Annotated in this window: 14 protein-coding genes; 4 read left to right on the top strand and 10 right to left on the bottom strand. The window is 48.7% G+C overall.

The features are described 5' to 3' along the window. Positions 1–67 precede the first annotated feature (67 nt). The 7 genes from OH144_RS03470 to OH144_RS03500 form a co-directional block, all read right to left on the bottom strand. Entirely contained in the window at positions 68–1,813 is a 1,746-nt protein-coding gene (locus OH144_RS03470; RefSeq protein WP_266204902.1) for a GNAT family N-acetyltransferase, read from the bottom strand. Between the two features lie 65 nt (positions 1,814–1,878). Beyond that, positions 1,879–2,703 (bottom strand): LicD family protein, encoded by an 825-nt coding sequence (locus OH144_RS03475; RefSeq protein WP_266204903.1) that lies wholly within the window; start codon positions 2,701–2,703, stop codon positions 1,879–1,881. Positions 2,704–2,777: 74 nt separating this feature from the next. After that, positions 2,778–4,280, bottom strand: a complete 1,503-nt coding sequence (locus OH144_RS03480; protein ID WP_266204904.1) for an iron-containing alcohol dehydrogenase — start codon at positions 4,278–4,280, stop codon at positions 2,778–2,780. 5 nt (positions 4,281–4,285) lie between these two features. Next, a complete protein-coding gene (locus OH144_RS03485; RefSeq protein ID WP_266204905.1) occupies positions 4,286–5,149 on the bottom strand; it encodes a LicD family protein in 864 nt (287 codons plus the stop codon). Positions 5,150–5,158: 9 nt separating this feature from the next. Further along, a complete protein-coding gene (locus OH144_RS03490) occupies positions 5,159–5,896 on the bottom strand; it encodes a nucleoside/nucleotide kinase family protein (protein WP_266204906.1) in 738 nt (245 codons plus the stop codon). A 296-nt stretch (positions 5,897–6,192) separates the two neighbouring features. Then, a complete protein-coding gene (locus OH144_RS03495) occupies positions 6,193–8,502 on the bottom strand; it encodes a GumC family protein (protein WP_266204907.1) in 2,310 nt (769 codons plus the stop codon). Between the two features lie 555 nt (positions 8,503–9,057). Next, entirely contained in the window at positions 9,058–10,614 is a 1,557-nt protein-coding gene (locus tag OH144_RS03500; protein WP_266204908.1) for a protein adenylyltransferase SelO, read from the bottom strand. A gap of 359 nt (positions 10,615–10,973) precedes the next feature. Between OH144_RS03500 and OH144_RS03505 the strand changes: the two genes are divergently transcribed. From OH144_RS03505 to OH144_RS03515, 3 genes are all read left to right on the top strand, one after another. Next, positions 10,974–11,186, top strand: coding sequence for a hypothetical protein (locus tag OH144_RS03505; RefSeq protein ID WP_266204909.1), 213 nt, complete (start codon positions 10,974–10,976; stop codon positions 11,184–11,186). Positions 11,187–11,519: 333 nt separating this feature from the next. Beyond that, positions 11,520–12,449: a 2-hydroxyacid dehydrogenase gene (locus OH144_RS03510; RefSeq protein ID WP_266204910.1), complete on the top strand. Its 930-nt coding sequence runs from the start codon at positions 11,520–11,522 to the stop codon at positions 12,447–12,449. A 1-nt stretch (position 12,450) separates the two neighbouring features. After that, positions 12,451–12,864: a VOC family protein gene (locus OH144_RS03515; RefSeq protein ID WP_266204911.1), complete on the top strand. Its 414-nt coding sequence runs from the start codon at positions 12,451–12,453 to the stop codon at positions 12,862–12,864. Between the two features lie 244 nt (positions 12,865–13,108). Here OH144_RS03515 and OH144_RS03520 read toward each other — a convergent pair whose 3' ends face one another. From OH144_RS03520 to OH144_RS03530, 3 genes are all read right to left on the bottom strand, one after another. Then, positions 13,109–13,546 (bottom strand): hypothetical protein, encoded by a 438-nt coding sequence (locus OH144_RS03520; RefSeq protein WP_266204912.1) that lies wholly within the window; start codon positions 13,544–13,546, stop codon positions 13,109–13,111. Between the two features lie 86 nt (positions 13,547–13,632). After that, entirely contained in the window at positions 13,633–14,991 is a 1,359-nt protein-coding gene (locus OH144_RS03525; protein WP_266204913.1) for a sensor histidine kinase, read from the bottom strand. After that, complete coding sequence (locus OH144_RS03530) at positions 14,981–16,339, bottom strand: sigma-54-dependent transcriptional regulator (protein WP_266204914.1); 1,359 nt, start codon at positions 16,337–16,339, stop codon at positions 14,981–14,983. The genes OH144_RS03525 and OH144_RS03530 overlap by 11 nt, the downstream gene beginning before the upstream one ends. Before the next feature lie 282 nt (positions 16,340–16,621). Here OH144_RS03530 and OH144_RS03535 point away from each other — a divergent pair, with 282 nt between their 5' ends. Then, a complete protein-coding gene (locus tag OH144_RS03535; protein WP_266204915.1) occupies positions 16,622–19,048 on the top strand; it encodes an ABC transporter permease in 2,427 nt (808 codons plus the stop codon). The last annotated feature ends 342 nt before the right edge of the window (positions 19,049–19,390 follow it).

Consider the following 19,390-nt stretch of genomic DNA (forward strand, 5'->3'; position numbering starts at 1 on the left):
ATTTCTGAAGTGGTAGGTCATCGGAACTTTCAAATTGAGGCAATAACTAAAGCAATGCGAAATATATTTAGTCTTTCCTCGGTATCTCATTTTTACCTACTATCTGAACAAAGTCAGCTTTTTTAACCCTTTCATTCAGGATACGATCCCTGGTATCAGCAGCAAAATAGATACTACTTATAAGGCACTCACTTAGCATTCTTACTACGGTCGCCTCGATGAAGCTCTCTATCTGATCCTTCAATTGATACTGACAATAACTATCATAAAGGATAATAGAATCGCTTTGGGGAGGGATCGCACTATAAGCAATGGAAGGAGCCATGCTGTTGGATTGGTTGATAGCCCAAATACAAAATATCAAGGAATGATTATCTGAAATGGTGTAAACATGAGAACCATTTTCCAGCTTCCTCATGGCGTCAGATAAAAATTCATACTTTGTCAGATCCCGCCCGGTTGGCTTATAATTTAGCAGATCGTGAAGATTATCCTTTTGAACCGAGGCTCTGTTGTTACCTACTGCGTGAGCATTAACTTTATAGATAGTATACCTTTTGTTCTTTCCTGTAGAAGGTACTAGTTCTCTGAAAAGAGGACCCGGTCCTTTTCGTTTGGCGTTTTGTAGTCGTTCCAGATAAACCAATAAGTTTCGAAACGCTTTTTGCTTGTCGTTTCTCGGAAACGCAGGCAAAATACCTGCTCTAACCAGCCTGTTTAAAATACTACTCTCATTACTTAGTTGCTCATCCACCTTCATGGTAACGACACTTTGCAAATAATACTTCGTGCTCCCCGCAATTCTTAATTCATATGCGACAGCCTGCTTATTTGCTAAAAGGTTTTTATAACTATCACCTCCGGGAGTTAAGTCAAACGTCTTAAAACCCTCTTCGGCCAAGAACCTGCACAACATCAAAAAATGCAGGATACCGGGAGAGTATTTTGAATAGGGCGGGGAGTGCGTGTTCATGCCGCATAGATGTACCCACGGTTTTCCTATTGTTCCGACATTGGAGGCAATGATAGCATCGTTAACTTTCAAGATGGTGACATGAACGAGTCCTGCATCGAATAAAGCCAACAGAAATTGTTTTGCTAAAGGAGAGCTGAAAAAGCGCGATTTGTTGTACATCGCTCCTTTGCGAAAATCATATTGCGCAGCAATATCATCGAATATGTTTGAAAAGGTCTCTTTATCTTCGACGTGCACAAATTGAAGATCCCCCAATCTTTTTAGCCGGTTGATCTTTTCGCGCCTGTTTTTCTTTCTGAGTTCTTGTGAAATATAGGTCTTATCAAGAGCTAATAATGGTTGAGCATACGTTAAGAGCACACACCTTTTTTTCCATTGTGGTCTTGCTAACCACTTGAGTGGTGCTGCACCAGGTAAAAACCTGAATTGGAAGTTTGCGCCAGGAAACTCCTTCCATATTTCTAGCAGTGCTTTTTCTATAAAAGAGTTTCCATTCCATACTTTTGAAATCCAAACATGATACTCCCCAATCCCAAGAATCAAATCAGCTTCTTTCTTACATAGAGGTAAAAGGCCTACTAATTCTGCTCCGCAAGCAGCTCTGACAAGTATGGGGGTATTTTTCTCGTGGTATACTCTATACCAATTGATGACAAATTCTTTGCTTTGGTAAATGGTGGCCCACGGACAAGTATGGTAAAGTGAATCCCACTTCTCTAAAAACAGATTATCAGATAATAATTCCAGTGCCTTGGAACCGACCAATACTTCTACAGTCACGGAAACCTCCGCTATTTGTACATCTTCCCTCCCGGACACCGTGGTTTTAGTTAACATATCATAATGCTGACATTTAAATGCCGAACTATTCGCTCAATTGAAGTGCTCCATTCGATGTTTTGTTACCAATACAAGATTTCAGTATGATCACATGGTATAAACGGGTTCGGAACATCAATGCTATGGTGGCCTTTCTGCTTTTCGGGAGGAGGTGGCTGCATATAGTTGCCATACCGCCTGGCCAGGTAATTATCCCAGCCTATAGGGATGTAAGCCTTCATGCCTTCGAAGTCTGTTTCAAGCAGTTCTGCCAGTTCTTGTTCCTTGATATAATATTTGCCCAGTTTAACCATCCGGCGGTTGTTGATATAGCTGCTGGCATACACCAGTGGAATCGGTGAATGCCGGGCTATCCAGCGGAGCGCGCGCGCGCGGGCTTTATTGCTTTTGCGCTGCAGAAAAAAGATGAGCAGCCGGTTTTGCAGGTAGATGAAAAAATTATGCGGCAAATAAGCCTGATCAAAAACGGCAATATCTACCTGCAAGCCATCATGCCATTTCAACCAGGATGCTTTGTCTTCAGCACGACGGACATAGCTGCTGTACTTGTCTCTTAGCTTTGCTTCAATTATATGACCTGCAGGAAAGTAACGGTCGGTCTCATCGCTCTGGAAAAAAATATCCTGTGGCAACTCGGGAACAGCGAATTCGACGAACTTCTCGTAATTTTCCCGCGTCATGCCCACGTCCAGGTCATCGTCCCACGGAATCATGCCCTGATGGCGGATGGCGCCCAGTAAGGTGCCTCCGTTTAAAAAGTACTGGATCTGGTGTTTGCGGCACAGGAAATCCAGGATCTTGAACATTCTCAACATTACCAGCTGGCACTGCCTGAAACGGTCACTTTCTTTCTCTCGCTCGTCAGGGAAGAGGTGTTCAAAATTCATCTCAGGCTTTTTTAGAGTAGACTTACTTCCTAGATTATACTTTTGGTGTTAACGTTCCTACTTCACTTAGAAGATCAGGACAAATGGTACGAGGTGTCGTATACTTTAAATCTTTCCAGAAAGACAAGAAACTCGTTGTATACATCTTCAAACTGCATGTTTTTACAGGTATCAAGCACCGTAAACCGCCCGGGCCTCATCTTAAAGGAAGTTTCATAGATCATGGAAAGTTTGTCTGCCAGCTTTTCATCCAGCAGATGGAACGCCAGCGGGATATTAAGCTCCTGGGCGTAGTTGATACACTTGGCATCCAGCTTTTTCTGCAGGTAAAGGCAAAAGATGCTGATGGAGCCGACCTGATACCCGTGCAGCGTCGTTTCGGAAAGGTTATTATAATCTATGGCATGACTGATCAGGTGTTCGCTTCCGCTGCATGGGCGGCTGGTACCTGCCAGGGCCATAGACAGACCGGAGTTGATCTGGCAATAGATCACCTGTTTTAAGAAATTTCTGTTTCGGATGTCTTTCGACTCGTGGTGAACAAGTGCAAAGGCAGCGCTTCGCGACAGCATGTAAGCCAAGTCATGAATCGGCTCTCCCTTGTTTCGAGCGGCCAAGACCCAATCGTTTGTTGCCGAAATATTCGAAAGGATATCGCCTGCGGCAGCCTGCAGAAATTTAGTTGGAGAGTTGCGGATGATGCTGATGTCTATAACCGCGCCGAAAGGAGTTCTGCCAGGCAAACTTAGGGTTTGGCCCTGGTTGTCTTTGATAACGGCTATGGGCGACACCAGCCCGTCGTTCGAGATAATGGTGGGAACAAGCAGATTCTCTATATCGGCCAGCAAACTTACCCGCTTTGCAATATCCAGGATAGAGCCGCCGCCAACACCAATAAGCAAGTCAATGTTTTTTGTTAAACAATATTCTTTTAGTTCTTCTACCGTCTCCTCGTTGTTCCGATAAGCGATCAAGTGATCTGCCTCCAGGGTCTGAAGTATGATTTTGGCATAGACCAGCGAGCTGGTACTGCCGGATATAACCAGTATGTGCTTGAAGGTAAGCTTGGCTTGTTTTAAAAAGAGCGGAATTTTATCGAGGATGTTCTCATTCACCTGGAAAATGGTGGGAAGCTGAACCGTTTTGTTTTGGCAATACCTGTTTCCTTTGATCTTCTCAATGAGGCTGGAGGTGCTGATACCGGAGGTATAAGGAACCAAAACCATCTCGATGTTGCGTGTTTTCAGGTATTGCTCTGTAACCCTTATCTGCTCTAAATAGCTGTGCCGTTCCCAATCATCACCGTGCACGATCGCCTCAATTTTATACTTTTCAAGGTAGGGTTTATTATCGTACTCTCTGATGATGAAGGCTTCATCGACATACTTGCAGGCCTTGATTATGGCAAGCCTATCCTGTTCCGAGTGGAATGGCTTTCGCTTGTATTCTGCTACCATCTCATCTCCGTTTACCGCAACGATGAGCCTTTGCCCGAGGGCTTTAGCTTTACGCAGTAGCTCGGTGTGTCCTCTATGGAAGAGGTCGAAGACGCCTATGACATAAACATTTTGATACATGCCTGCTATACTTTTATCGGCTCAACAACGACGTGTGCTTGCTGTCTGTCCTTCCAGTGAAGAACCTCAGTGTGGTGGCAGGGGGTGAAAGGATCAGGTATACCGATACTGTGGTGACCTTTTTGCTTTTCAGGTGGAGGCGGCTGCAGGTAGTTGCCGTAGCGCCTAGTTAGGTAACGGTGCCAGCCCTTTGGGATATAGGTGCTTACGCCTTTAAACTCTATTTCTACTAGCTCCGAGATTTCCTCTTCTTTAAAATAGTTTGCCCCGAGTTTTACCATCTGGCGGCTGTTGATAAAGCTGCTAGCATACACCAGCGGAATCGGTGTATGCTGTGTTATCCAGCGGAGCACACGAGCGCGGGCCTTGTTGCCATTGCGCTGCAGGAAAAAGATGAGCAGACGGTTCTGCAGGTAAATGAAAAAATTATGTGGCAGAAACGCTTTGTCAAAAACAAGTATGTCGAGCATTAAACCGCAGTGCCACTTTACCTGCTGCATACTTTCCGGCATATTGTAGCTGCTATACTTGTCTCGCAATTTGGCTTCCACCCGGTGGCAGTCAGGAAAGAAAGCATCTGTTTCGGGTGTCTGAAAGAAGATATCCCCAGGAAGTTCGGGCACGGCGTGCTGCACAAACTTTTCATAGTTTTCCCGTGTCATGCCTACATCCAGGTCATCGTCCCAAGGCTTGAACCCTTTGTAAATGACAGCCGCTTTTAGTGTGCCGCTGCATAAAAAATACTGAATCTGGTGTTTCCGACACAGCAAATCGAATATCTTAAACATTCTCAGCAGTACCAGATGGCATTGCTCTATGCGCGTTTCTCCTTTCTCTCTCTCATCAGGAATCAAGTGCTCGAAATTCATAAAGGCTCACTAATTCAAGGTCGTTTTACTTTGTAACACATGATCCAAAATGACTGCTGTGGCTTGTTGTGCCGTTTGTTTCATATCTTGTTCATTGTTAATGACAGTGCAGTTAGAGAGGAATCTGTGGAGGTTCAAATATTCATACCTTAACTTCTCTGCCATTTCGAAATTTAGCTCCTGTTTTCGTTGTAGTAGCACCTCTGTCGGAAGGTCAAGTATTATCCAGAGGTCCGGTTTCGGGAGAATATGATGTATGAGTTTGATATAAAATTTATTCCCCTTTATGCGATAGCGTAGCGGATCAGCTAATACATCAACAAAGTAACGATCATACAAAACGAGGTGCGACTTTGCCTTAAAAGGGTATACTTTTAACCAGTAACCAAGCATAAATTCAATTAGAAGAAGGTTTAGCTTGAGGAAAGAAGCAAGGATACCTCTTTCTTTATATTGGTGTGGCTTAGAAAAATGATAGCCTTCGTTCTTGTTTAGTATAGCGCCTTTATAGAGAATAGCAGGCATTTTTTTGAAAGTAACTGTATTCTTGAATAGAGAACCTAATGGCCCTGCCGCTATCTCGTTGATAAAAGTAGACTTCCCGCACCCATCTCTGCCTAATATTCCTATAACAAGGCCATCTCGCATAGGCTTACCACCTAGTAATTTCAGTTTCTCCTGTAGTTCTTGCTTTAACTGAATTGGCCCCATTACTTCTAAGTTTGCAGAGAAATTATTCCTTAGCATTTTCAGTTTTTCGATGTTTGTGAATTTAGCTGTACAGTACTAGCACATAATAAAGCCTGGTTCCAAAAAGGTATCTCGATCTTCCTAATTGTCCAAGGCTTCGCCTATCTCAGTCACATCTGGTAACCGGAGAAAAATGGTTGTAGGAAACTTAAAATGGGTGATTAGTGGGAAGCTTAATTCCCCTTCTGAACTTGAACACTTTATATGTACTAAGGCAAAGTAAGACCTTTATCCATATCAGAAATGTTTAGAATAAGTACTTATATGGCACTACTTCCAAAGTATAAATTAGATTATGCTCCAACTTTCACTTTCCTTGCCTGGTAAGTCTTGTCTTTGTACATACTTGCCCGTCCGTAACCGTAGCCATAGCCGTATTGGCCTTTTACAAAGCCCCTGGGTTTAACGCCATTAAATACTAATGCCACATTGTTTAATGCCTTCAGTACATCGTTTTGAGAAAGGTCCTGAACCAAGTTTTTGGGTGTATGGGCATGTCTCATTACCAGCAGTGTTACGTCACAATATTTAGAGAGAACATAGGCATCTGAAACCAGGTCTATTGGTGGCGTATCTACAATGATGTAATCGAACTTCTTCTCTAAGTAGCTGAAGAGCGCCTTAAATTTTCCATTCAAGATCAGGTCTGTATGGTCGCCTATAGCTATACCAGCCGGCACCACGTTCAGATGGATGAATGGGGTACTTTTTACTATTGATTCAGACGTTGCTCCACCAAAAAGGTACTCTATGATGCCTTCCTGCTTGTACATGTCGAAAAGCACGGAAGTATTAGGATTCCTTAAGTCAAAATCAACAAGCACCACTTTCTTTCCAGAACAGGCCAGATTGTAAGCTAAATTCGAGCTGACAAAGCTCTTGCCTTCGCCAGGGATACTGGAGGTAACCATAATCTTCTTCTTGTTACATTTACCATACAGTCCCATGTTAATTCTTAGCTTTCTGAACTGCTCCACAGTCGGAATCGCTGTAGGTGCCTTAAATATTCCTCCCTTTTCCTGCTTCATGAGAGACAGTTCCGCAACAATAGGTGCATGCACATGCTCTTCGATTTCTGATCTGAATAAGAGCTTCCTATTGAAGAGTTCTTTAACCGTGACAGTAGAAACAGCCGAAGCAAGCGAGAAAATTACCGCTATCAGATATAAACGCGTAGGTTTAGGACTGACAGGTATGGATGAAGATTCAGCCATATCCACGATTCTGCTATCGCCAGCGCTCGGGGCGTACGAGAGAACCGTTTCCTCCCTTTTCTGCAAAAGAAAACTGTAGGCATTATTTTTTATGGCTTGCTGTCGGCTAATCTCCATTAGCTCTCTTTCCTGTTGAGGTATAGACTTTAAAGAGGTTTGATATTGGCTGTTTGTAGAGGTAAGGTTGGCACGGCTCGCCAGCAGTGCCGCACGTTGGTTGCTTATATTTTCCAGTATACTGGGACGCACTTTTTCAATCTCTTCAGCTAGTAAAATCAATATAGGGTTATTTTCAGCTGTTGTATTTTTTAGTTTCTGATACTCAATTTCTGCGTTATACAATTTGTGTAGAAGCTGCGACAGGACAGGGTCGTTGACACCCAAGGTAGATGGTACTATACCTGCCGATTTGTTTTTTGAGATTACGTAACTTTCTACCTTTTCAAGAACGGCTAGCTGCAGGCTGATTTCACCTAATTTTTGATCAATGTTGCCTACACTTTCTAAATATAATCTTCCCTGTTCACTTAGATTTATTACGCCTTTTGTTGATTTGTATTTTACAACCTGACTCTCAAGGTTTTCTAGTTCTTTTTCTACAAGCTTAATTCGGCCCTCCACAAACTCGAGTGTATTAGCGGCCAGCCTATTTCTCTCGCTAATTGCTACCCTATTGTAGGTCTTTATAAGCGCATTCAAAATGTCTTCGCCTCGCTCAGGCACCGGATCATACATGGTGAAATTTATAACTGTGGAAAGTTTATTCTCCGCCTCAATATTTATGCTTTTAAATAACTCTTCAGTTATTTTTTTCGGCTTGACTAGAGAAAAGTAGAGCGGGTTTGTATCCAAATTAGTCCGCTTTTCATTGGTTACAAATTGTAACACACCAAATGGTGTCCTAACCCATTCTCCGAGAGGATAAACGTCACTATCAATCTTAATTTCTCCATGCACCTCGTCCACAGTGAAGTATATTTTTGATGCTTCTTTAAGCTTATCCGGGGATTGCACTCTAATTTGGACAGGAGATGAAGTATAAGCCGAAGTGGTCTTTAGCTTTCCTTCTTCAAACACCGGTGCATACAGATGCAGGTCATTTACTACATTCTTCATTAACGCACGGGAGTAGAGTACTTTTATCTCATTTTCAATAATGTTATTAGAGGTAAATGCATCTATAGATTCCGTCATTTTAGAATCGTTAACTCCCTTCTTTTCATCTTTGATGATCAATGAAGCTGAGACCTCATAAGTAGGGGTTGCAAAAAAACTTAGATACCCCCATGTCCCGATGAGGGAAACAATTAAGATCGCTAAAAATAATGGCCAGTATGGCTGGTATTTGTAGATTATAGTTAAGAACAGGTTGTTTTCAGGGCTTCGCATACTATAAAGAGTATAAGTAGGTTGAGAACACGGAATCGAGCGTACAATTTGCACTAATTGATGCTTAGGTGAAGCCAAATGGAACTAATATCGGAAGGCTATGCAGTCAGAAACATACCAAGCCTAATTTTCTATACCATGAACCAATCTCGGTTTTAACGAGTTTGCTATGGGTCTAGGGTGTAAAAAATGATTATAAGAATATTTTTTATAAATATTTAATAAAGAAACAACAAAGGTGATATTGTGTTGTCTTTGTTAAGTTTTATTTAAACTTTGTTAAGTTAAATACGATTGCTTCTTACTTTCTGTTTGGGTATCAGGTGCTTTAATTGCGGGAGTTGAAAAAAACAAAGCTAACAGGTAAAAAGAATGGGCCAAATAGAAACGGTAGAAGGTGAGAAAAATATAATAGATTGTTTAATGAGGCTTCTGCAGGAGTAGCTTTGAGGCTAGTGAAGAGTTGAAGGTTTTTCTGTTATAGTTCAACCGAAAGCAAGCCTTTTACCCATTGGTATTTCAGGCATGAGGTAAAAGGCTTGCTGCAGGAAATGATTACGAACTGCACGACAGCATGGAGCATCCGGCCTTCTGCGTGGCCCACCCCGGCCTTGTCTCAAAGAATTCGTCATGTTTATCGGAGTATGGCTCCCGAAGCGCTTGCTGCAATTTTTCGAACAGCGCCGTTTCGCCTTTCTCCAGCTCCTCTATGGCTTGGTGCAGCAGGTAGTTGCGAAGGATGAAGCGCGGGTTGGTTTTGCGCATCAACTCCTGCGAGGCCTGGCGCGTGATCGTATTCGTGTTGAGGCGCTCCAGGTAGTTCTCAATTAAAGAATACAGCGCCTGCTGCTGCTCCTCGCTCAGCTCATCGTACAAACTCTCTTTAAAGTAGGTGGCCACTTCCTGGGCACTGCCCATGAACAGCGGCAGATCGATCAGGAGCTGGAAGAAGATGGTCATGTCGGGCTTGAGGGCGGCCAGCGTCTGCTCAAACTGCGTGATCAGGTCCGTATCGCCGCTCTTAAGCTTATCCAGGCCCAGCTTGTTGCCCATCATGGCATAGTACTTCCGCCAGTATACTTCCTTGTAGCTTTCCAGCGCAGTCAGTAATTGATCTTTCTCCACCAGGGGCAGTAGCGCTGCCGCCAGGCAACCCAGGTTCCAGTAGGCGATGCTAGGCTGTTTGCCAAAGGCATACCTTCTGCCCGGCAGGTCGGTGGTGTTGGGGGTAAAGTCCGGGTCGTAATCGTCCAAGAAGGAGTAGGGGCCATAGTCTATCGTGAGGCCAAGTATGGACATGTTATCCGTGTTCATCACGCCATGCACAAATCCCACGCGCTGCCACTCCACCATCAGGCTGGCGGTGCGCTCCACCACCTCCTTGAAGAACGTCATCACTTTGTCTTCACCCGCTATGTGGGGGTAATAGCGGCTGATGGTCCAGTCTACGAGCTGGCGCAGGTGCTCGTGCTCCTTGCGGGCGTTCAGCAGCTCAAAGTTGCCGAAACGCAGGAAGCTCGGAGCCACGCGCATCACGATGGCGCCGGGCTCGTAGGCGGCGTTGCCGTTGTAGAACATGTCGCGCAGCACGGGCTCGCCGGTAGCCACCAGGCTCAGGGCGCGGGTGGTCGGGATGCCGAGGTAGTGCATGGCCTCGCTCATCAGGTACTCACGCACCGAGGAGCGCAGCACCGCCCGGCCATCGGCGCGGCGGGAGTAGGCCGTAGGGCCACCGCCTTTCAGTTGCAGCTCGAAGGTCTTTCCTTCCGGCGCTTGCCACTCGCCCAGGGTAATGGCCCGGCCGTCGCCCAGCTGTCCGGCCCAGCCGCCGAACTGGTGGCCGGCGTAGCAGGCGGCGTAGGGGTACATGGCATCGGTCACATAGTTGCCGCCCAGTATATCCAGCTCCTGCTGCTCTTCCGGTTTCTTTATTCCCAGCTCTGCGGCCAATTCATCAGACCAGGCCAGCAGGGTTACCTTCTCCACAGGGGTGGGGACGGCTTTGCTGTACAGCACGCCCGGGGTCTGGCGGGGCGTCAGGTCGCCGGTCTCGTCGCCGGGAAAGGTGGTCACGAATTCTTTTTTATAGTTGTCGGAGCGAAGGCTCTTCATAGGTTTCTGGTTTAGGTGGATGTTCTGCCGCACGCGCGTATACTTGCGTGGCCTTGAAGGTAACAAGTATGAGGCGGAATTAGTTGGGGAATGCTCTTAATCTTATTTCAAAACTTGGTAGTTTATACTTGTCCTGGAAGGCTTTAATTGCCCTTTTACTCTTGTGTTATACCTCTTGGCTCCTATTATGCTCCGGCGCGGCAAGTATAAATGGTCGTGGTTATCCATCCTGCCTGTCCGTACAACTCCGGAAATCCTGGCTCATAGCCTCCTCCACCTCACACAGAACAGCGCCGGGTATATCTAATCCACTATTGCTGACGTATCTACTAAAAGATCATTAAAACAGCTACGAACACATGGAAAACTCATTGACAAATACCTCCCTGCGGAGTCTTGTACAGGACCCTTCTCAACTGGCAGACATCATCAAAGACCCAACAAAGGGACTAGACTTTTACAAAGGGCTATCGGTTAAGGAGCAGCAGTATCTACTCTTCGCCGCCGCCTTCGGCCTGATTGGCTATGCCATCTACCTGGGCAGGCAACAGGGGCAGGACACGACAGCATAACCTCCCGTAAGGTGCTTCGTATAAAGAGTATACATCTTTTATTTTCGATCAGACAGGTGAAAGCCTGATTAAAGCTTGTAGAAGCTTTGCGACGATTACAATTACGTTTGTTCGGAAAGCAAAGAGAAAGACCTGCCTCAAGTCCGACTTGAGGCAGGTTATTTTTTTAGTACCCGGGCCAGGGTGCCTTCAAACTTTAATCCTGACCCAAAGCATTCCTGATTTTTAGGCGACTTCATGCCTGCTCTTAAGCGGATAGGTTGTAACTTAGAGGCTGTAGCTGCAAATTCCTATCCTAAAATATAAAGCAGCTGCTGATACTGAAACATACTTATGTCAATTTCTATTTTTAGCCAGGGCAGAGACCTGAATCCCTGGGTGAAAGCGCTGAAAGCGGAAAGGCCGGAGCTGGATGTGCGCATCTACCCGGATGACCAGCCGCGCGAGGACGTAACTTTTGCCCTGGCCTGGAACCACCCACTGGGGGCCTTCACCGAATACCCGAACCTAAAATGCATCTCTTCCTTAGGGGCGGGGGTAGACCATATCCTGAAGGATCCGGCCATACCTGAGCCGGTGCAGATCACCCGCATCAAAGACGAGAACCTGACCAGCGACATGGCCAATTTTACCATGGCCCTAGTGCTGAACCACCTGCGCGACCTGCACCAGTACAAAGCCGCCGAGCACGAGCGGAACTGGGAGCCGCTGCGGTACAGGAGAAACGAGGAAGTAACCGTAGGCGTGATGGGAATCGGCACGCTCGGCACGGAGGTGGCCCGCCGCCTCAGCAGCATCGGCTTCAGGGTAACGGGCTGGGCAAACTCCCCCAAGCAGCTGGGAAGTATAAAAGTATACGCGGGGGCTGCGGAACTGGATGCCTTCCTGGCTACCGCCAATGTCCTCATTTGCCTGCTGCCCCTTACACCGGAAACGGCCAATATCCTGAACAAAGAAACGTTCCAGAAGCTGCCGCAGAACGCTTACGTGATCAACGTGGCGCGCGGTGAGCACCTGGTCGATGAGGACCTGCTGGAGATGATAGAAGCAGGCCATCTGGCGGGCGCCAGCCTGGATGTGTTCCGGGAGGAGCCGCTCCCGAAAAACCACCCGTTCTGGGCGCACCCCAGGATACACGTGACGCCGCACATCGCCAGCGTGACCAACCCCGAGTCGGCGGTGGGGCAGATCCTGGAAAACTACGACAGGCTTCGGAACGGCGAGCCGCTCCTCAATCTTGTTTCACGAATCAAAGGATACTAGCATGAACCCTTTCCACTACGCTTTCAAGATAAGAGACATCGCTTCCACCCGCAGGTTTTATGTGGATATCCTGGGCTGCCGGGAGGGCCGGAGCACCGAGCAATGGATCGACTTCGACTTTTTCGGGCACCAGCTCTCGGGCCACGTAAGCGCTAACATCCCGGAGCTGGATTACTGCGGCAAGGTAGACGGCGTGAGCGTGCCGGTGCCGCACTTTGGCTGCATCCTGAATTATGAGCAGTTCGATCAGTTGCAGGAAAGGCTGCAGCAGCATGATATTAAATTTGTGGTGAAGGCGCACACGCGCTACGAGGGGCAGGTGGGGGAGCAGCGCACCATGTTCGTTCTCGATTTGAGCGGCAATCCGCTGGAGTTCAAAGCATTCAAAAACCCGGAGGAGGTGTTTGCTTCCTGATTATTGTCCAAAAGTATGAACTGAAGGTGTAAAGTATATAAAGTTCTCCGCGCGGCTGCTGCAAAGTATAAAGTAACTGGAGCGGAGAACTTTAAGCCCTCCGAAGCACTGCTGGTGGGTCAAACAAGCCAGCAAGGGCAGTAAACCCTAAGCACCCTCAAAGTATAAAAACGGCCTCTGCGCCCGCTATAAAGTATAAACTTTAGCAGGCGCAGAGGCCGTGTCTCTTTAGGTAAAGTATAAACTACCTGCCTTTCTTGCCGCGCCCTTTCTGCTGCTGTTTCTTCTGCCTGATGTGCTCCGCCTTCAACTCCTTAAATTCCTCGTTCGATACCGTCACGGTATAGTATAAAGAGGAGAGGATCGTTACATCCGCGTCAAAATCGTATTCTATACTTAAGGATAGCTGCTTATCGGGGTTCAGCGTGTACGCATCGCCTTCCTTATCGTACACCTCAAACTCATACTCGCCTTCCGCCAGGAGTTTGTTCTGGATGCGGGCCAGGCGGTCGCCGGTAAGCACTATAGGGTCTTCCAGCTCCACCTCCAGGTCGAAGGGCTGGAAGAAGCGGCCGTCCTTTTTGTGCGTGATGTACTCCATCCTGCTGATGTGCAGGGCGATGTCCTGGTTCCTGTTCTCGCGGGTGTACTTTATATCGTTGATGTTTCCGATCAGCTTCATGTGCTAGTATACTTTGCAGCTACAAAGGTAGTTAATAAAGTATGGCAATGCAGGTATAAAAGCGGGTGCAGGAAAGTATAAACCAATTACCGGTTAGGCGGGAAGCGCAGCAGAAATGCCGTCCCCTCTCCCTCAGCCGACTGCACCTGGATAGAGCCGGAATGGAGCATGATGATCTGCTTACACAGGCTCAGGCCAATGCCGGTGCCATTCTTGCGGGTGCTGAAGAATGGGATGAAGATCTTCTCCTGCACCTCTCGCGACATCCCGGCGCCATTGTCCGCAATTCTGATAAACGTGTTCTCTCCAGAAGTATAGGCCGACAACACAATGGCCGGCTCCGGCTGCCCTTTTACCGCCTCCATGGCATTCACCAGCAGGTTGATGAGCACTTGGTCGAGCAGGTTTTTATCGGCCTGCAGGCGCAGCGTAGGGTCTTCCAGCGAGATCTCCAGCGCAATGTTTTTCTGAGCCATGGTCGGGTGCATCAGGTGTCTTAAGTTGGCAAACACCTCTTTCACCGCCACATCTGCCAGGTTCAGTTTGGTGATGCGGTTCAGGTTGCGGTATACTTCGGCAAAGCGCAGCAGGCCCACACTCCGGTTCTTAATGGTGGTCACGCTCAGCTCAAAGTCCTCCAGGTCGTGCGGCGAGGGGCCGGTGGCGGCCGTTTCGTGCAGGCGGGTTTTCAAGGTATCGGCCAGGGAGGCGATAGGGGCCACAGAGTTCATGATCTCGTGCGTCATCACGTTCAGCAGCTTCTGCCAAGCTCGGGATTCCGTTTCGTCCAGGGCCTCGCTCACGTTCTGGAAAGCCACCAGTTTAAAGGTGCGTCCCTCGCTCCGGAAGGCGGTGGCCGAGAGCAGTACTTTCAGGGTGCTTTTCTCGAAGTTGGAAGTATAAGCCGTGGCGATCTTGGAGCGGCCTGGCTGCAGCTCCTGCACGGCCTGGTAGAGCTCCTGGTCCCGCTTCTCCAGGTGGTGGATCGTCTTCATGAAAGGCAGGTGCAGGAGCTTTTTCAGCGAGTCGTTCATCAGCACCACCTCACCGCTTTCGGTGTCGTAAGACAGGATGCCGGTCTCGACCAGCTCCATGATCTTCTGCAGGTGCAGGTGCTGGCTTTCCTTCTCCTTGTTGATACTTTTAAGGGTGGAGTTGATCTCGTTGAAACCCTTGTGCAGCAACTGTAGCCTGGCGCTGGGGTACTGCTCATTATAAAACCTGGAGAAGTCCCGGTAATGCACCGACTCGATGAACTGGTTCAGCTCATCCTGCGACTTTCTGACAAACCGGATCAGGTCGGCCACCTGGTAAGCAATGATGGGAAGTATGAACACGAGCGCCTCCGACCAGCCGTTGATGATGGCGATTGCCGGCGCACTCAGGGTAAGGAGGAGCAAGGCCACCCGCAGCAGCACATCCCAGTCAAACCCCTTAAAGCCCATACTTGCCAAGTCTTCGGTACAGGGCGGTACGGGTGATACCCAACTCTTTGGAGGCCCTGGTCAGGTTACCGCCATGCTTTTGCAGCACCCGGTTGATGGTAACCCGCTCGAGTTCCTCCAGGTTACTTTCCTCCGTCTGCTTTTCCTCTACCGGTGCCAACTCGATGGGGGAGAAAATAATGTCGTCGGCCTGCAGCACGGGGCCATCGGCCATGATTACGGCGCGCTCTATGGCGTACTGCAGTTCCCGCACGTTGCCCGGGTAGTGGTATTGCAGCAGCTTCTCCAGGGCGGTTTTACTGAGCTCAGGTGCAGGTTTCATGTACTTATCGGCATACACAGCGGCAAAATGTCTGGCCAACAGTAGGATGTCATTGCCCCTTTTCCGCAAGGGCGGAATGGTGATCTCCACGGTGTTGATGCGGTAGACAAGGTCTTTACGGAAGCGGGACTCGTTCGCCAGCTCTGCCAGGGGCACGTTGGTGGCGCAAAGCAGGCGCACGTCAACATTCACCGCCTCGTTGGTGCCCAGGCGGATAACCTGCCGGTTCTGCAGCACGCTAAGCAGCTTGGCCTGTTGGTGCAGCGAGATGTTGCCAATCTCATCCAGGAAAATCGTACCCCCGTTGGCTGCCTCAAACCTGCCGGCGCGGTCTTCGCGGGCATCCGTGAAAGCGCCTTTTTTGTGGCCAAACAGCTCACTCTCGAACAGCGATTCGGTCAGGGCGCCCACATCCACTTTAACATAGGGCTTAGTTGCCCGTAGGGAAAAATGGTGTATCGCTTTAGCCACCAGTTCCTTTCCGGTGCCGTTCTCACCCAAAATCAGGATATTGGCATCGGTGGGGGCTACCTTTCGGATCTTCAGGAAGATATCCTGCATGGCCTCTGAAGTACCCAACAGCTCCGTGCCAAAGATCTCCGCAGTGCTTTCTGTCGCGCTGGAGGGGGTACCCTTACTTTTTGTTCCTACAGCGTCGGCCAGAATAGCCAGCAGTTTGTCGTTATGCCAGGGCTTTACCACAAAGTCTGCCGCGCCTTCTTTCAGGGAGCGTATGGCCAGGTCGATGTCGCCATAAGCTGTGATCATGATCACGGCCACATCCGGCTTCAGTTCCTTTATCTTCCGGAGCCAGTATAAACCCTCGTTGCCCGTGTTCAGGGCGCTCTTAAAGTTCATGTCCAGCAGGATCAGGTCGAAGCTTTGCTGCCGGAGCAGGGCGGGAAGCGCGTCCGGGTTTTTCTCCACGGCGATGTCCCGCACGTGTGGCCGCAGCAACAGCCGAACAGCGGTCAGCACATCGGTGTCATCATCTACTAACAGTACGGAGGCCTTTTTTAACTGCATACACTTACATTTACAGCACCTAAAGAAACTATAATTATGCCATTGATACAACTACCTCAACCAGAGCCCCTAGGGCAATGGTAGCCAAGGGGTGAGCGTGCGAAATCGCACACCTGCTGCGCGATACTGCACGCTGTAAAAGTATACATACGCGGTAATGGCTTGATAAACAAGGATATTTTGTTTTGGCACTGCGTGTGCAAGCCAGCTTTGTGGCAGATGAGGCGCCAAGTGGCCGCGCTTGTACTGCTGTTACAGTCAAAGCTCTTATTCCATAAAACTATGCTGAGGAATTACCTGAAAACCGCCTACCGGAACCTTGTACGCCACAAGGCCTTTTCCATGATCAACATTGCCGGCCTGGCTCTGGGGCTTACCACCTGTCTGCTCATCGGCCTGTTTGTGTACGACGAACTGCAGTATGACAAGTTCCTGCCAGAAGGGGATAGGGTGTATCGTATCTATAACGACATGTCGGCAAGAGAGGCGGGCTCCACGGTTGCCCCGGTGCCCCCCATGTTCGGCACCACCCTGGAGCAGGAGTTCCCACAGGTAGAGCAGGTAGCCCGTATCCTGATGCTGCAGTTTGATGCCAACAACCTGGTGGAAGTAGGGGAGAAACGCTTGTACGAAAATGGCCGCACCTTTACCGATCCTACCTTTTTTGAGGTGTTCCAGCTGCCCTTCAAGTATGGCTCCCCCGAAAAGGCCCTGGCCGACCCATCTTCCATTGTGCTGTCGGATAAAATGGCCGCGCGCGTGTTTGGCGACAAAGACCCGGTGGGGGAGAAGATCAGTGTAAACAAGATACCGTACATTGTGCGGGGTGTGTTCTACAGCAACGACCGCTTTCACCTGCCCGTGAACTTTATTCAGCCGATGGAGGCTGCCGAGATTCCGGCCGAGCGCATGAAGAAATGGAGCTGGCAGCAGTTTTACACGTACGTTAAACTACGGGAGGGCACAGATCCGCAGTTCGTGGAGGCACAGTTCCGGGATGTTGTGGGCAAGCAGATCGACCCAGCCCAGAACAGGCCGTATGATTATGTGCCGCACTTTCAGCCACTGCACGACGTGTACCTGCATTCCGCCGATTTTAAGTATGACCAGGCTATAAGAGGAAACATCACCTATGTGAAGGCCCTGAGCATTGTGGCTGTATTTATACTGCTGATCGCTTGCTTTAACTTCGTGAACCTGGCAACGGCTAAATCAGTGCAGCGGGCCAAAGAGGTGGGGGTGAGAAAAGCGGTGGGCGCCAGCCGCAGCCAGTTGGTGGTGCAGTTCATCGCTGAGACCCTGCTGCTCACGCTCATCAGCGTTATCTTTGCCGCCGCGCTTACCTCGCTGCTGCTACCTTCGCTCAACGCTTTCACTGGCAAACAAATGAGCTTTAACATCTTCACCAATCCCTTGCTGCTCCTGTTGCTGCTCTTTTTAACTGTGGTAGTAGGCGTTTTAGCAGGCTTTTACCCAGCGCTTGTCTTATCCGGCTTCCAACCAGTAAAAGTACTCAAAAGCGCCGTGATGGTAGATAGCAGGGTGGGCCGGATACAGTGGCTGCGCCATGGGCTGATTGTGGTGCAGTTTGCTCTGTCTATTTTTCTCATTATCAGTGCCTTTGTGGTATTCAAGCAAGTGACCTATCTGCACAGCAAAGACCTGGGTTTTAACAGGGAGCAGGTTATGTTCTTTCAGATGCGGGGCGAGCAGATGTTCGAAAACTATGAGACGTTCAAGAACGAGCTGAAGAAAGTGCCCGGTATTAAAAATGTGTCGATCGGCTACGGGTTTCCGGGCGACGCCACGGCCGGCGACGGAATTACCACGATTAAAGACGGAGAGCAAACGAACCACAGCGTGACCCAGCTCATGGTGGACTATGATTATGTGAACACGCTGGACGTGAAGCTGCGGGCGGGCAGGGCCTTCTCGAAAGAGTTCCGGACAGATGCCGACCAGGCGTTCATGATCAACGAGACAGCGGTAAGGGAACTAGGCTTCGGCACTCCTGAGAAAGCCCTTGGCCAGCCGCTGCGCTGGAACATTTGGAACGATGTGAACCCTGACTCCATCAAGGAGGGAAAGATCATCGGTGTGGTAAAAGACTTCCACTTCAAGAGCCTCTACGAGAGGGTGGAACCGACGGTGCTTCAGATTTTCCCGGGCGCTTACTGGAAAGTGGCCGTAAAGATGGACGCGGCCGATGTGGCCGGCACGATAGCGCAGGTAAAGCAGGTATGGAGCAAGTTCTCGCCGGATTACCCGATCGAATATGTGTTTATGGATGAGAACTTTGCCAAAATGTACAAGGCGGAGGACAAGCTGAAAACGCTGCTCTGGATTTTCACCGGCATCGCCATTTTTGTGGCCTGTCTGGGCTTGTTCGGGTTGGCAGCCTATGCAGCAGAGCGCCGGAAAAAGGAAATCGGTATCCGCAAAGTGCTGGGAGCCGAGAACGCAACCATTGTAGCGTTGCTCTCCAAGGAATTCCTGGCGCTTATTATCGTAGCCGCCCTCATCGCCTTCCCGCTGGCCTGGTACGCCATGAGCATATGGCTGCAGAACTTTGCCTATCGCATCGATATCCCCGTATGGGTGTTTTTTGCGGCAGGAATAACAGCCGCGCTGGTGGCCTTCCTGACAGTAAGTTATCAGGCACTGAAAGCCGCATCAATGAACCCGGTCGCCAATCTTCGGTTTGATTAAGTATACCCCTATGCCTATTGCTTTTACTGAGGAAAGCAATAGGCATAGCGGGCACCTTATTTTTTTATACTTCGCCAAGCTTTCAAAAATAAATCGCTCCGGATGCTGTAACCTTTCCGAGAACCCGAGTTTACCTAATTGAGCACCGGCCAGTTGGTAAGGATACCCTTGCGTGGCAGCAGCTGAGAAGGAAGTTTAGAAATGCAGACAGCATACCTGAAGCCATGCTGCATCTGTCGGGTTTGAGAAGATAGCGTAAAATTTTACAGGAATTCAGGTAGGCGTGCAACTGTGGCTCACAGCTTTTGTCTTTACGCTATACCTTAACAACATTATCACATT

The sequence above is a fragment of the Pontibacter kalidii genome (assembly GCF_026278245.1).
Taxonomy (GTDB): Bacteria; Bacteroidota; Bacteroidia; order Cytophagales; family Hymenobacteraceae; genus Pontibacter; species Pontibacter kalidii.